The 13515-nt window shown below is 59.5% G+C and carries 12 protein-coding genes; 7 read left to right on the top strand and 5 right to left on the bottom strand.

The genetic code is table 11. The annotated features are described in order from the left end of the window. Window positions 1-136: 136 nt before the first annotated feature. On the top strand, window positions 137-289 hold the full coding sequence (locus tag HPQ62_RS19770; protein WP_174804321.1) for a hypothetical protein: 153 nt from the start codon (window positions 137-139) through the stop codon (window positions 287-289). Window positions 290-690: 401 nt separating this feature from the next. Here the strand turns inward: HPQ62_RS19770 and HPQ62_RS19765 are convergent, their stop codons facing one another. From HPQ62_RS19765 to kce, 3 genes are read right to left on the bottom strand one after another with little or no spacing between them, the layout of a single operon-like run. Beyond that, window positions 691-2109 (bottom strand): FAD-binding oxidoreductase, encoded by a 1419-nt coding sequence (locus HPQ62_RS19765; RefSeq protein ID WP_174804320.1) that lies wholly within the window; start codon window positions 2107-2109, stop codon window positions 691-693. A 38-nt stretch (window positions 2110-2147) separates the two neighbouring features. After that, a complete protein-coding gene (locus HPQ62_RS19760; RefSeq protein ID WP_174804319.1) occupies window positions 2148-2912 on the bottom strand; it encodes an SDR family NAD(P)-dependent oxidoreductase in 765 nt (254 codons plus the stop codon). Between the two features lie 19 nt (window positions 2913-2931). Next, complete coding sequence (gene kce, locus HPQ62_RS19755) at window positions 2932-3870, bottom strand: 3,5-dioxohexanoate:acetyl-CoA acetone transferase (RefSeq protein ID WP_174804318.1); 939 nt, start codon at window positions 3868-3870, stop codon at window positions 2932-2934. A gap of 159 nt (window positions 3871-4029) precedes the next feature. On the opposite strand from kce, the gene HPQ62_RS19750 reads away from it, so the two are divergent. After that, window positions 4030-4812: an HpcH/HpaI aldolase family protein gene (locus tag HPQ62_RS19750; protein ID WP_174804317.1), complete on the top strand. Its 783-nt coding sequence runs from the start codon at window positions 4030-4032 to the stop codon at window positions 4810-4812. A 5-nt stretch (window positions 4813-4817) separates the two neighbouring features. Here the strand turns inward: HPQ62_RS19750 and HPQ62_RS19745 are convergent, their stop codons facing one another. Then, the gene (locus HPQ62_RS19745; protein WP_174804316.1) at window positions 4818-5621 is read right to left on the bottom strand and encodes an amidohydrolase family protein; all 804 of its coding nucleotides are present in this window, start codon (window positions 5619-5621) and stop codon (window positions 4818-4820) included. Window positions 5622-5832: 211 nt separating this feature from the next. Between HPQ62_RS19745 and HPQ62_RS19740 the strand changes: the two genes are divergently transcribed. Continuing rightward, entirely contained in the window at window positions 5833-6294 is a 462-nt protein-coding gene (locus HPQ62_RS19740) for a nuclear transport factor 2 family protein (protein ID WP_174804315.1), read from the top strand. Between the two features lie 142 nt (window positions 6295-6436). Here the strand turns inward: HPQ62_RS19740 and HPQ62_RS19735 are convergent, their stop codons facing one another. After that, on the bottom strand, window positions 6437-7282 hold the full coding sequence (locus tag HPQ62_RS19735; protein ID WP_174804314.1) for an IclR family transcriptional regulator domain-containing protein: 846 nt from the start codon (window positions 7280-7282) through the stop codon (window positions 6437-6439). A 405-nt stretch (window positions 7283-7687) separates the two neighbouring features. On the opposite strand from HPQ62_RS19735, the gene HPQ62_RS19730 reads away from it, so the two are divergent. The 4 genes from HPQ62_RS19730 (at window position 7688) to HPQ62_RS19715 (ending at window position 13505) form a co-directional block, all read left to right on the top strand. After that, the gene (locus tag HPQ62_RS19730) at window positions 7688-8617 is read left to right on the top strand and encodes a cupin domain-containing protein (protein WP_174804313.1); all 930 of its coding nucleotides are present in this window, start codon (window positions 7688-7690) and stop codon (window positions 8615-8617) included. A gap of 69 nt (window positions 8618-8686) precedes the next feature. Beyond that, window positions 8687-10144 (top strand): NAD-dependent succinate-semialdehyde dehydrogenase, encoded by a 1458-nt coding sequence (locus HPQ62_RS19725; RefSeq protein WP_194246400.1) that lies wholly within the window; start codon window positions 8687-8689, stop codon window positions 10142-10144. 9 nt (window positions 10145-10153) lie between these two features. Continuing rightward, window positions 10154-11026: an NAD(P)-dependent oxidoreductase gene (locus HPQ62_RS19720; protein ID WP_174804312.1), complete on the top strand. Its 873-nt coding sequence runs from the start codon at window positions 10154-10156 to the stop codon at window positions 11024-11026. A gap of 607 nt (window positions 11027-11633) precedes the next feature. Further along, window positions 11634-13505: a TRAP transporter large permease gene (locus HPQ62_RS19715; RefSeq protein WP_206678105.1), complete on the top strand. Its 1872-nt coding sequence runs from the start codon at window positions 11634-11636 to the stop codon at window positions 13503-13505. Window positions 13506-13515 lie beyond the last annotated feature (10 nt).

Genomic DNA, 13515 nt, shown 5'->3' with positions numbered 1-13515 from the left:
TTTTCGGTCATGAACGGCCTCAGAGCGTGGGTTTTCATTATAATGACAGTTTAGAACGATAATGCAAGATTATCGATCTAAACACCAGAGAGACAAGCCGTGCGGTTGTGTCATAAAACGCTGGCATGAACTGCTCATGCCGATTAGCCTCACCGCCATGGTCTACCACGCCTCACCACACGCCAGAACCGCCGCGATCACCGCGCCCCTGCCAGCTTCGGCCCACCCGCGCGGGGGCGATCTGACCAAAGTTGATGCTGCCTTCTCGGCCGGTATCGCTCTGAAATAACTTGAAGATCTCGTTCGCGCCAAATCGGCATGGGCCGGTTGTTGGCGCACACGTCAGGCCCTCAAATCTGCCGTCGCCGCCCGCCGGCTCACCGGCCGCAACAGGTTCGAAAACGCGGTGACGGGCGGCGGCAGGGCTCGATGTGCGGTCGGCTGCTGCGCGCTTGGAAATCGGCAAGACAGCGCTCTATGAATCTCTTAAAGCTGAAAAAATGGAAAACTGAACGCCCGAGCGAACCAACATTCCGCGTATGTTCTCAAAAGTCTAACAAATCCAACACTTTCGTGGCGTGACTCCACAAAGGGCGCGTTCGCTCACTGCGAGCGCTAAAACCGAGAGAGGTGATCGAACACGTCACGATGGGCCATCCTCCGATATCTCAGGATCAGGTTTCGGTAACATCACTGTGCCGCCGGGACCACCTTGCCGGGATTCATGATTGCGGAGGGATCAAGCGCCCGCTTGATGGCGTGCATGAGCTGGACCTTGCCAGGAGCGCCGTATCTGGAGAGGCGGTCAATATGAATGCGGCCGATCCCGTATTCGGCGCTGAATGTCCCCCCCATTTCAGAGGCCAGTTCGTAGAGTTTCGGCGAAACGCGATCGGCAAAGCTCTGCTTGAATTCAGCGGTTGCCGCCTTCGACGGCGCAAGAACGTTGAGATGGACGTTTCCGTCGCCGACGTGACCGTAAATCGAAAGGATTGCGTCCTGCGCTTCTTCCCTGACCAGCGCGCTAGCAGCTTCGATGAAGGCCCCAAGGCGCGATGTCCTGACCGCAATGTCATGCTTGACCGAGCCACCGAGGTGAACTTCAGCTTCGGGAATGCCTTCGCGCCAACGCCAGAGGTCAACTCGCTGCTGCTCGCTCGCCGCAATGGTTCCGTCGAGGATCAATTCTCGCGCGAGAAGCTCTCCGAAGAGACCATTCATCGCCTCCTCCATGTCGAGCACCGGAGAGGGTGTTGCGACCTCCATCAGGACAAGATGATCGCATGTCTCTGGAAGGGGATGACGCAGGGCCGGATCAGCGCGCTTGAGCAATTCCTGAGAAGCGCGGGAGATAAATTCAAAAGACGTGACAGCTCCGCCCGTCCAGGTCTGAGCCGATTCGAGCATGGAGCCGAGGCTGGCGATCTCCGGCGCTGCGAGCATCGCCGTGACAATCTGGCGGGGCTTGCGTGCAAGCTTGAAGGAGGCGCCGGTAATGACGCCGAGCGTTCCCTCGGCTCCGATGAAGAGCTGTTTGACGTCATAGCCGGTATTGTTTTTCCGCAAGGGGCCAAGCTCGCTGAAGAGCGTGCCGTCGGGCAGGACGACCTCAAGGCCCAGCACCAGATCGCGCGTCATGCCATAACGCACGACGTTGACCCCACCCGCATTGGTGGACAAGTTGCCCCCGATCCTGCACGATTGATGGGAGCCGAGCGCAAGGGGAAACATGAGTTCCACGTCGTCGACGGCCCGCTGCAAATCCCCGAGGATAATGCCGGCATCGACGGTGACCGAAAGGTTCAACGGATCGATTTCCCGCACCCGCGTCATTCTTTCAAGGCTGAGCAGCAGTTCGCTCCCATCCCTGTCGGGCGTCGCGGCCGCACAGTAGCTGGTGTTCCCGCCCTGGGGCACCAGACCGACTCCGTGGCTGGCACAGGAGCGCACGATTTCCTGGACCTCGCCTGTGTTTCTCGGACGAAGGACGGCCCGGGCACGCCCTTCATATTGGCGACGAAAATCGGTGGCATAACCGGAAACAACGTCTTGATCTCTGATGACGATATCAGGAGACAAGTCGGAGAGAACGCGCTCTACGCGGTCCATGGGCACGCTTCCTGCTGTCGGGTTGGCACGAATATGCCTCAGATTTTTGAGGAGTAGCCCCCGTCGATCACAAGGGTCGATCCGTTGGCGAAATTGGCGGCGGCGCTCGCGAAATACACTGCCGCCCCGGCAAAGTCTTCGGCGGACCCCCATCGTCCCGCAGGCGTCCGGGCGACAACGGCCTCGTGAAGTCCGGTAATTTCCGCTCTCGACCTGATCGACAGCGGCGTTTCTATCCAACCCGGCAAGATGGCATTGACCTGAATGTTGTCTTTGGCCCAGGCGACCGCCAGCACCTTGGTCATTTGAACGAGACCAGCCTTCGACGGCGAATAGGCAACGCCGACGGGCCCGGCCTGGTTCGCTGCAATGGAGGCGACATTGATGATCTTGCCGCCGCCTTGGCTCAGGAAATGCGGGTAAACGGCCTGGCTCAGCAGGAACGCGGCCGTCAGGTTGGTATCAATGACGTCGCGAAACTCCTCGAGCGAGAAATCCTGCGGCAGTTTCAGGTGATTGATGCCGGAGTTGTTGACGAGAATGTCGACCCGTCCGAGCGTTTCCACCGTGTTTTCGATCAGCGCGCGGCAGGCCTGCGGATCGCGGATATCGGTCGCGATGGCTTCGGCGCGAATGCCTTCTCCACGAAGCTGCTCCAGAGCCGCGGCGTTCTTGTCCGGGTTGCGGGCGGCGATTACGATATCTGCGCCGGCCCGGGCCAGTCCATGGGCCATGCCGAGGCCAATCCCGCCATTGCCACCCGTGACAACCGCGACTTTTCCTGTCAGGTCGAACATTTTCATCTCGTATTCCTCAGCTTCATCAGAATGCTACCTGATCTCCACCTTTCAGGTGGAGTATCGTGCGCGTCTCGGCCGGCGTGGCGACTTCGTGCCCCAGTTCCTCGATCAGGCGGCGGATTTTCAGGACCTGTTCCGCATTGCTCTTGGCGAGACGTCCACGGCTGATGTACAGGCTGTCTTCCAGGCCGACGCGGATGTTTCCGCCGAGCGAAGCCGCCTGTACGCCGAAGGGCATCTGGTGACGACCGGCGGCCAGCACCGACCAACGGTAATCATCACCAAACAGCCGATCGGCCGTTTCCTTCATGAACATCAGATTGCGCATGTCTGCTCCGATGCCGCCCAGGATCCCGAAGATCAACTGCAGGAAAAACGGGGGCTTGATCAGTCCCCGATCCACGAAATGAGCGAGATTGTAAAGGTGGCCGACATCGTAGCACTCATGTTCGAAGCGGGTGCCGTGGGTTTCGCCGAGTTCCTTGATGACACGTTCGATATCGAGAAACGTATTCCGGAAGATATAGTCCGTGGTCTGGCGAAGATAGGGCTCCTCCCAGGAATGCTTCCATGACTTGTAGCGGTCCGCCATCCCGAAAATTCCGAAGTTTATGGAACCCATGTTCAAGGAACACATTTCCGGGCTCGCATCCAAAGGCGCGGCAAGGCGCTCCTCGAGCGTCATCTTCATGCCGCCGCCGGTTGTGATATTGATGACTGCGTCCGTCGACTGCTTGATGCGGCCCAGGAATTGTTTGAAAATCGCCGGATCTGGCGACGGCTGGCCCGTTTCGGGAACGCGGGCATGCAGATGCAGGATGGAGGCTCCGGCCTCGGCCGCTGCTATGGATTGTTCGGCAATCTCGTCAGGCGTGCAGGGAAGCGCATCTGACATCGTCGGGGTGTGAATTCCGCCCGTGATCGCACAGGTGATGATGATTTTTTCGTTTTCCTTGGCCATGAACGTCCTCCGTTATGCCCGGCTATTTAACAGCACCGTTCGATGCCGGCTGAAGCCAATCGAACCTATTTCGGCAGGAGAAATTGTGCCAACGGGCGCGATGCAGCGATGGCGGTTTGGCCTAGGTATTCTCATGGACGAGAATAGGAGAATCGCGCCATGGCCGGCCAACGCCCTTCCTTTCATGATTTTCGCAGGCGCCTTGTCGCGCATGAACACATGCTCGGCACGTTCATAAAGACGCCCACGACACATGCGACGGAAATGCTCGGGTCGATTGGCTTCGATTTCGTCGTATTCGATCAGGAACATGCGCCGCTCACCGCCTCACACCTCGACATGATGATCCTCGCCGCCCGCGCGTCGAACATCGCCGGCATCGTGCGCGTGCCATCCGCCCGGCCGGACGCTATCCTGACCGTTCTTGATTGCGGCGCTTCCGGTGTTCTGGTGCCGCACGTCGCCGATGTGGCGACCGCAGAGGCAGTAGTAGCGGCATGTCGATACGCGTCCGGCAAGCGCGGCTTTGCCAACACCACACGCGCCGGCGCCTTTGGGAGCGTATCGTTTGAAGATCACAAGCGCCAGCAGGATGACGAAATAGCTGTCGTCGCGATGATCGAAGACATCGATGCCCTCGACCATATCGACCGGATCGTGCAAGTCGAAGGGCTTGACGCCATCTTCATCGGGCGCGGGGATCTGACTGCGGCCATCGGCGCGTCATCGATGTCGTCGGACGAGACGATGAACATCGTTGACCCGATCATGCAGGCGGCCAGAAAGGTCGGCCTGCCGATCATCATGCTGTGCGCGGACAGGCAGGACGCCGAAAACATGGCGGGGCGCGGAGCAAGCTGTTTCCTGACCCAAAGCGACCATGGTTTCTTGAGGACCGCGGCGATCGCGGCCCTGAAGGAGTTCAGCCCGCCTATCGGCTGATTGCATCAGGTGAAATAGAAGCGCAGCGCCGTTTCATCGATACGCCGGCGCATCTCCGGATCCGGCACGATGTGGTAGTAATCTGCGAGCGCCTGTTCGTAGGTCATCTGATGTTCGAAGGCTGCAAACGGCCAGTCACTTCCCCAAAGCAGGCGGTCTCCGCCGGCAACCTCGAGCAGCTTTTCAGCGAAGGGGTCAGCCTCGGACGGCCCCTCGAAGCGGAACCTGCAGGATACCTTGACCCAGGTGTTGCCACGGTCGACGGCGGCGAGGATTTCGCGGAAAGCCGGCCCTTCCAGCTGATCGCGCGTTTTCAGGTCGCCCATATGGTCGATGACCAGCCGCACGCCTGCCTTCTCGACAGCCCTGATCGCAGGAACGAAGCTGTCCGGCTTGGCGACGAGGTGAATGTGCCAGTCGAGGTCCGCGATCCGGCGCAGGAACAGGCGGTATTCGGCGCTGTCGAGATCAGGATTGGTGTCGTTGAAGGCCCACATCAGCCGCACGCCGACAAAGCCCTCGGCTTTCATCTGCTCCATCTGCCGGATGTCCGTGTTCGGCGACAGGACCGCCGTTGCCCGCAATCGCTTGTGCGCCCTGATCGCCGACCTGACATAATCGTTGTACTCGCCGAAAATCGACGCCGCCGCCACGACGCCGAAAATCACGTTGTGCTTGTCCATGAGCGAAAGGAACCGGTCGATCGGCGCATCAGTCGGCGGGGCATGCCAGGCTGAGCCCGTCAGCGGATGACCGATCCTCCAGGTGTGAAAATGCGCATCGACAAGTGGCGCACGTATCTCTGACATCCAAAAGCTCCCTTCAGACTCGACAAGGCTAAATCAGCGCCAGCGATGAGGACAGGCAATCTTTTGATTTTCACATCGAAAATTCAATGATTTCTCTCAATGAAATCATTGAATTCAAGAGCCGATTGGCGTGTGAAAATCATCGCCTTCCACGTCCCCGCACGCTAGCCTATGGCGGCATTACCAATCATTCAAACAGAGAGAATCCTGGATGAAGATCTCGAGCGATCGGCTTTTACTGACGCAGGAGCTGTATGCTCTGGTCGTAGACTATTGGCATGATGTGGACACGAATTGGGGACGGAACGCGCCGGATTATTTCACGAAGGACGGCGCGTTTATCGGCCCGGCCGCGAGCTACCGAGGGCGTGAGAAAATACGCGCCTTTTACAAATGGCGCGAAGACAGGGGCGCCCGCACCGTGGTCCATTCGGTGACGAACTTTCAGGCCTTGCCCGAGAGTGCGGACCGCGTGACGTGCCACTGGTTCCTGATGCTCTACGCAGCAGACGGAAAGCCGGTGCTTCCAACCCATCCGCCAATCCAGATTGCCTACATGACCGACAAGATGGTGCGCGACGGCGACGATGGCTGGCTCGTGGAAAGCCGTCTGTTCGAGAACTGGTTTGAAGGTGGAACCCCCGCCACCAATCCGAACCTCGACGACGCGTGAGGCTCGACGAGCCCCTGTGCCTGCGGCGGGGGTTCTCGGATTGCGATGAAGGACTGTCCTTCTGATACGGATAAATCAAGAGCGCCATGTGTCCCATCCGAACGCATGGCGCTCTCATTCGATAAACCCCGACGTCGAGATTCTAGAAACCAAGTTCGGTTTCATGAAGGGTGTCGAGGGCCTCCGGGTTCATGAAGGTCTCGGAGTCCATGAAGGCAAGGGCCGCCTCGATCTTGCCGATCATGGCTTTCAGGGGGACGATCACCTCTTCCTGCAGCAATTGCGACTTGATCGAGCTACGGTAAATGCTGAGCGACACAAGTGCGGCGACTTCGTTGCCGTCCCGCAAGGGCATGCCGATCGTAAGCGTGCGGAATGGCGGCGTCTTGGGGTTCCTGATCGCATAGCCGTCGGCACGGATACGGTCGAGAACGGCACGGAAGGCACGTTCCGATTGCTCGGTGAAATTGAGCTCCGGATCGCGGCGAAGCTGCTGTATCCGGCTCTCCCGCTGCTCCTCGTTGCAGTGCGCCATATAGGCCCGTCCCATTGCCGAATCATAGAATTCGGGCCTGAGGCCAAGAACCGTGTTCGTGTGCGCCCAGGGACTGATGGTTCCGGTCCAGAACTGGATTGCGATAGCGTCACCATCTGGAACGCCGAGCCCGATGGGCCAGTTGATCCTGCGGGTGAGATCAATCGCAAATGGACGGGCAATCTCGATGACCCGGCTGACCCGGTCATAGCCTGACGAGAGATATTGCACATTGTGTGTGACGCGGTAGCCGCCGCACATGTTGTCGCGCGCCACATAGCCTTGCGCCATGAGGGTTTCCAGCATGCGGACGACCGTCGACTTCGGAATTCCCGACATTTCGTGAATCCCGTTGATCGTCGCAATGCGCATTTCATTGACGATCTTCAGGATGTCCAGCACACGGCAGGCGGCCTCGACGGGCGGATAGGATGATCGGGACAGATCGGTCAATCCGCGTCGGGAATTGGTGCGGCATCGCGCCTTGTCCTCATCTGACCGAGGCCCTTGCTTCAAGAGGGCTCGATCCGCCTGCGCTGCAATATCCATTCGTTTTTCCTCCCAGAAAATGACGCGCCTGCCGGTTTATGCGCCGGCTCCCGTCTCCCAGCGCAGGACCATCAGCTGGCACCCAGGATAACACCCTAGCGCCCGGCTGGCCACGGCCGGCTTTCCTCCGGACGGCCGGTTCAAATTTTACAATAGCAACGCTCGCGGCACCTCGGGAGAAGCTCGACTATTTCACGCATCGAAACTGCATTCGTTTGCGGTGGTGGCGGCATTTGAAGATCGACATCATCCGGCCGAGTTTCGAATGGAGCACCCCTCGGCTCTAAAGCAGACAGCAGGAGAGTTTTCATGAGCGAACGATCGCTCCGCAAGGTTTCCAGATCGGTTTTTCATGACCAGGAACCGCAGTTCACATCATCTGACGGCAAGGAAAAGACCTGGGTGACGCGTGGCGGGAATTTCGCAGTCTGCTACTCGCAAGTCGAAGCCGGGGCGTCGATCCTTCGTGTGGATGATCCCGAAGAGCATATGATGATCCTGCCGCCCTTGGGCGCAACGGCCACAGTTGAGGCGGGCGGTGAGTCCATCGAGGCGGACGCAGATTCGCTCACGATCATTCCGCCGGGGCCGAGCAGAATTATGGTGCAGACACCGGGCATACTTGTCAGGATCATGCCGAAAAAGTCCAGCGATATCATGGAGCTGGCCTCCAACGCGGATGCCTATTCAGACGGAGCGCCCGAACTTGCAGAGCCTGATCTCTGGCCTGAGCCCCGTGGTGGCTACAGGCTGCGGCATTATCCGCTGTCCCGGCATGCCGATCCGAACGGCCCTCGCATCCAGCCGCGTGCCTTCCGGTCGACCAACATGCTCGTCAATATTCTCGTGCATTTCCACACCCGTCGCGGGGATACCAATCTCAGTCCTCACTGGCATGACGATTTCGAGCAGGCTTCGCTCTGCCTCAGCGGTACGTGGGTCCATCATATCCGATACAATTGGGGTTCGGTCGCGGAAGACTGGTGGCCCGACGATCATTCCCATACCCCGACGCCATCGGTGGTGATCATCCCCGCGCGCGCCATACATACGAGTGAAGATATCGGTCCGGACGGTCCTGAGTCCTCGCTTTACGACATCTTCTGCCCGCCAAGGCTCGACTTTGCGTCAAAGAAGGGCTTCTGCCTCAATGAAGACGATTACCCGTTGCCGGATGTGTCAAACGCCGGTGAAATCAAGACGGGCGGAACGCTGATGAGCTGGCAAAAGCCCGCCTGAGGCGCTGCAGCCGCATTCTCAAATTGCCGACAGGTGCCTGCAGCAGGGGCCGTATAGCGGAGTTCAACAATGATAGGTCTGGACGACAGTTCGCTATTTCACGAGGCATGCCTGATCGGGGGCGTTTGGTCGACGGCGTCTACCGGCAAGGTGCTCGACGTGACGACACCCGAGACGCAGGCTCGGCTCGGCAGTGTTCCGATGCTTGACCGCACGGAAGTCGCCGGCGCGGTTGCAGCGGCCCATGATCGCTTTTCGACATGGTCGCGCACAACAGCCCAGGACCGTGCCGAGTTGCTGCGGGCCTGGTACGAACTGATCCTTGAGAATGCCCGGGATCTGGGCCGCATACTGTCCGCCGAACAGGGGAAGCCCTGGGCGGAAGGCATCGGCGAGATCAACTATGCCGCCAGCTTCATACGCTGGTTTTCCGAGGAGGCACGACGGCTTTACGGCGATGTCATACCGTCCAATTCGGTCAATCGCCGTTTCCTGGTGCTGAAGCAGCCGATCGGCGTCGTCGCGCTGATTACGCCGTGGAATTTTCCCGCGGCGATGATCACCCGAAAGGCGGGCGCGGCGCTTGCCGCCGGTTGCACGGCGGTTATCAAGCCTGCCAGCGCCACCCCATATACCGCGCTTGCACTTGCCGACCTAGGGCAGCGCGCGGGCATTCCCGCCGGTGTTTTGAATGTTGTGACCGGATCGGCACGGGTGATCGGTGATGAATTGACGGAAAACGTCCTGGTACGAAAGCTGTCCTTCACCGGTTCGACAGAGGTCGGACGCCAGCTGCTCGCAAAATGCTCCCAGACGGTCAAGAACGTTTCGATGGAATTGGGCGGCAATGCGCCCTTCATCATCTTCGATGACGCGAACCTCGATGACGCCGTGCAGGGCGTGATGGCCTCGAAGTTCCGCAATGCGGGACAGACCTGCGTCTGCGCGAACCGGATCTTCGTTCACGATGCGATCTACGATACATTCGCGGCCATGCTCAGCAAGGCGGTGGCGGAGCTGCGGGTTGGGCCGACATTTGCGGAGGGCAGCGAGATCGGCCCGCTGATCGACGCGGCGGCAGTCGACAAGGTGCGCGAACATATCGACGATGCCTTGAAAAAAGGAGCAACCGTTCTGACCGGCGGCGGGCTCCATGAATTGGGCGGAACGTACTTCAAGCCGACCGTGCTAGCCAATGTCACGGTCGATTGCGCAGTGATGAATGAAGAAACCTTCGGCCCGCTTGCGCCGCTGATCCGGTTTGGGCACGAAGATGACGTCATCGCCATGGCGAACGCCACGGAATATGGCCTCGCCTCCTACGTCTACACCAACGATCTCAATCGCTCCTGGCGCATGGCAGAGGCATTGGAATGCGGCATCGTCGGGATCAACGAGGGCGCGACGTCCACGGAACTCGGCCCGTTTGGCGGTTTCAAACAATCCGGCCTGGGGCGGGAAGGCTCCAAGTTTGGCGTCGACGACTACCTGGAGGTCAAGTTCGTGAACATCGGCAATGTACGATAGGAGTTGGCAATGAAAAGCGAGATGATCGGTATCGTTGGCGTTGGCCTCATGGGTCACGGGATCGCTTCCAATGTGCAAAAGAGTGGTTATTCGATCGGCTTTGTCGACCACCCCGGAAACCAGCCGACAGAGACCCTGCGGGCGGGCGGCGCCTGGGTTGCGACGACGCCGTCGGAACTCGCGGCAAAATGCGCGACCCTGATCCTCTGCCTGACCGGGTCATTCCAGGTCGAACAGGTGATCGGCGGCAGTGAAGGCATTCTGGCGGGCATGCAGCCCGGAACTGTTGTCATCGATTGTTCGACGGCACTCCCGGACTCCACCCGCAAGTTCGCGGTCATGATCGAGGATGCCGGTGGCAAAATGCTCGACGCGCCGATGACGCGCACGCCGAAAGAAGCGGCAGAAGGGCGCTTGAACCTCATCGTCGGTGGCGAAAGATTGCTCTATGACGAGAAGAAGGAACTCCTGAAATCGTTCGCCGAGAACATCACCTATGCCGGGCCGCAAGGGGCTGGCCATACGATGAAGCTTCTGCACAATTTCGTCTCGCTCGGCTTCTCGGCGGTTCTCAGCGAAGCGGCAGCAGCGTCCAATCGCGCCGGTATCGACCCTGCGGTCCTGAACGATGTCCTCGCTCATGGCGGGGGAGCCGGTGTCATTTTGAACAGGCTTGCGCCTTTCATCCTGCAACAGGATGCATCGTCCTTCCAGTTCACGCTTGCCAATGCCTTCAAGGACATCGACTACTACTGTCAGGTCGCAGACGCGCTCGGCACGCCCTCGACAATTGCCCGCTCGGTTCGGGAAACCTACGAAACACCGGTGCGCAACGGTCATGCTTCGGACTTTGTGCCGCAACTGATTTCCATTTTGGGCTGATTGCCGAGAGAGCGCCAACCCGCAGTTTGCGCTGCGGGCGTGGCAGGCATGAAACGACTTCAGCCTGCAGCGCCAGTTCCGAGTTGCGGCCGGCGTCTCCGGCGGCGTTGCGTGCGCGCATTTCTGGCAGGCACAAGTCCTATCCAGGCTGACCGGGACATATGTCCGCGGTTCACGACAGGCGCCAAGGGCACCTGGAGGACAAGCGGGCGATCTCTACTTGCGCTCGCGAGACATGCGCGCTTCCCGCCTCCTCCCCTCTTCGATCCTTCTCTGACGCCCCATCAATGACGCGCGTGCATTGTGTGCCGGGCGCTGAATTGACCGGCAGGACATCACGTCGGCAATTGCGCACGACAGCGCCACCGCGCAAGAACGCAGGTGTTTGGCCAGCCGATTGGAAATTGCCCTCTGTCATGGCGCCGATCGGGTTGAAGCTTTGAGCGAAAGCCAATTTCACGTGGCGAAAATCGGATAGTCTCCCGTTGCGACAAAGCTTGCCGCGGGCCACGAACTAGGCGGGGAAACGGTATTATAAACCAGCTGTTTTGCAGCAAAGGGTGGAGGCGAGCTCGATATGACGAACTCGGTTGAAAGGGAGGAGCCCATGGCTATGGACGGCGCCGGTATTCGATTGTCGGCCCCGTTGCGTGCGTTGTCGATGATACGCGACGCACTCGTGAAGATCTGTGAGATCTTGTCGGGCTCTCTCATCCTGACGCTGTCGCTTCTCCTGCTGGCAGCAGTCGTGGCGCGCTATCTGCTTCACTACCCGCTGACCTGGACGGATGACCTCGTGGCGCTCAACTTCGTGTGGCTGACGATGATCGGCTCCGTGGTCGCCTATCACCGCTCCCAGCACATGGCGATGAAACTTCTCTTGGGGTCGGTCGGGCCGCAGGCGCGGCGCGTCCTCGAGATCGCAGCCAATCTCGGAGAAATCATCATCTTCGGCGCACTGGTGCCGCCAGGCATCACGCAGGCCATGGACGGCTTCATCATCGGCACCCCGTCGCTCGGCATTCCGATGGCGTGGCAGGGCTTCGCGCTGCCAGTCGGGTGCTTCGCGCTGGCATTCATGGCGCTCGTCAAATTCCTGCATACGCCCAAGAAAGGCGTTCTCTTTCCTGCGCTCCTCCTGATTGGCGCCATAGCGGCGATCGCAGTGCTCGGCGGGATCGCGACACCGGTGATCGGGAGATTGAACCTGATCGTCTTTTTCGTCATCCTCCTGGGCGGCAGCGTACTCGCGGGACTGCCCATCGCAGCGGCCTTCTTTCTCTCCACCTACAGCTATATCGGTCTGGCGACCTACAGCCCGATCTCCATCGTCGCTGCACGGATGGAAGCAGGCCTTTCGTCGGTGCTCATGCTCTCGATTCCTGGCTTTATTCTGCTTGGATCGCTGATGGGCATCACGGGCATGGCCAAATCGCTGGTGGATTTTCTCGGTCTTATCGTTGGCAATCTGCGCGGTGGCCTCAACTACGTAATGATTATCGCGATGTTCCTCATGTCGGGCATTTCCGGCTCCAAGGCAGCCGATATGGCGGCGATTGCGCCGGCGCTTATTCCGGAAATGAAAAAACGAGGACATAGTCCCGGCGAGGCAGTCGCATTGCTCACGGCAACCGGCATTCAGTCGGAGACCGTCCCGCCCAGCATCGTTTTGATCGCAATCGGCTCGGTCACGACCGTCTCGATCCAGGCACTGTTTGCCGGCGGCCTGCTGCCCGCCATCATCATGGCCATCGTCCTGTGCATCGTTGTCTATTTCCGCAGCGCAAAAGAAGCCAAACCAACGGGCGCAAGGCGCAATATTCGCGGCACTGGCCGGCTTCTTCTGGCATCATTGCCGGCCATCATATTGCCTTTCATCATACGCGGCGCCGTTGTCGAAGGCATAGCGACCGCGACAGAAGTTGCGACCATCGGCGTGGTCTACACGATTCTTTTCGGTCTGCTGTTGAACCTTCGACGCCTGCCTGCCTTCATGGCCAGTTTCTGGCGCGCCTGCGTGGACGCGGCAAGCCTGACCTCCGCAATACTCCTCGTCCTCGGCGGCGTCACCGGAATGTCGTTTGCGCTCGCCCAGTCGGGTTTCTCGGGGCAGCTTGTAGAGCTCGCCCTTGCCACGCCGGGTGGGGCTGCGGGTTTCATGGCGATGTCGATCGTCTTGTTCGTCGTTCTCGGCGCAGCGCTTGAAGGATTGCCGGCCATGGTCCTTTTCGCTCCGCTGCTGTTTCCCGCTGCAGCAGCCCTGGGCATCAATCAGGTGCATTATGCGATGGTGACCGTTTTCTCGATGGGCATAGGCCTGTTCACGCCGCCATTCGGCGTCGGTTACTTCATTGCCTGCGCCGTTTCGAATGTCGACCCGCGTGAAGGCATGCGTCCTTTCATGGTTTATCTCATCGCCCTCTTTCTCGGGCTCATTCTCATTGCAGCGCTGCCGATCACATCGACCGCGCTTCTTTGATCAACCACTG

Origin of the sequence: Martelella limonii (assembly GCF_013344475.1) — a bacterium.
Taxonomy (GTDB): Bacteria; Pseudomonadota; Alphaproteobacteria; order Rhizobiales; family Rhizobiaceae; genus Martelella; species Martelella limonii.
The sequence above is the reverse complement of the archived record's forward strand: the minus strand, read 5'-3'. Positions and strand labels throughout refer to the sequence as shown.

Coding starts and splice junctions, on each gene's coding strand:
- HPQ62_RS19725 (WP_194246400.1), top strand. CDS start 8,687: ATGATAGGTCTGGACGACAGTTCGCTATTTCACGAGGCATGCCTGATC.
- HPQ62_RS19740 (WP_174804315.1), top strand. CDS start 5,833: ATGAAGATCTCGAGCGATCGGCTTTTACTGACGCAGGAGCTGTATGCT.
- HPQ62_RS19720 (WP_174804312.1), top strand. CDS start 10,154: ATGAAAAGCGAGATGATCGGTATCGTTGGCGTTGGCCTCATGGGTCAC.
- kce (WP_174804318.1), bottom strand. CDS start 3,870: ATGGCCAAGGAAAACGAAAAAATCATCATCACCTGTGCGATCACGGGC.
- HPQ62_RS19730 (WP_174804313.1), top strand. CDS start 7,688: ATGAGCGAACGATCGCTCCGCAAGGTTTCCAGATCGGTTTTTCATGAC.
- HPQ62_RS19765 (WP_174804320.1), bottom strand. CDS start 2,109: ATGGACCGCGTAGAGCGCGTTCTCTCCGACTTGTCTCCTGATATCGTC.
- HPQ62_RS19770 (WP_174804321.1), top strand. CDS start 137: ATGCCGATTAGCCTCACCGCCATGGTCTACCACGCCTCACCACACGCC.
- HPQ62_RS19745 (WP_174804316.1), bottom strand. CDS start 5,621: ATGTCAGAGATACGTGCGCCACTTGTCGATGCGCATTTTCACACCTGG.
- HPQ62_RS19760 (WP_174804319.1), bottom strand. CDS start 2,912: ATGAAAATGTTCGACCTGACAGGAAAAGTCGCGGTTGTCACGGGTGGC.
- HPQ62_RS19715 (WP_206678105.1), top strand. CDS start 11,634: ATGGCTATGGACGGCGCCGGTATTCGATTGTCGGCCCCGTTGCGTGCG.
- HPQ62_RS19750 (WP_174804317.1), top strand. CDS start 4,030: ATGGCCGGCCAACGCCCTTCCTTTCATGATTTTCGCAGGCGCCTTGTC.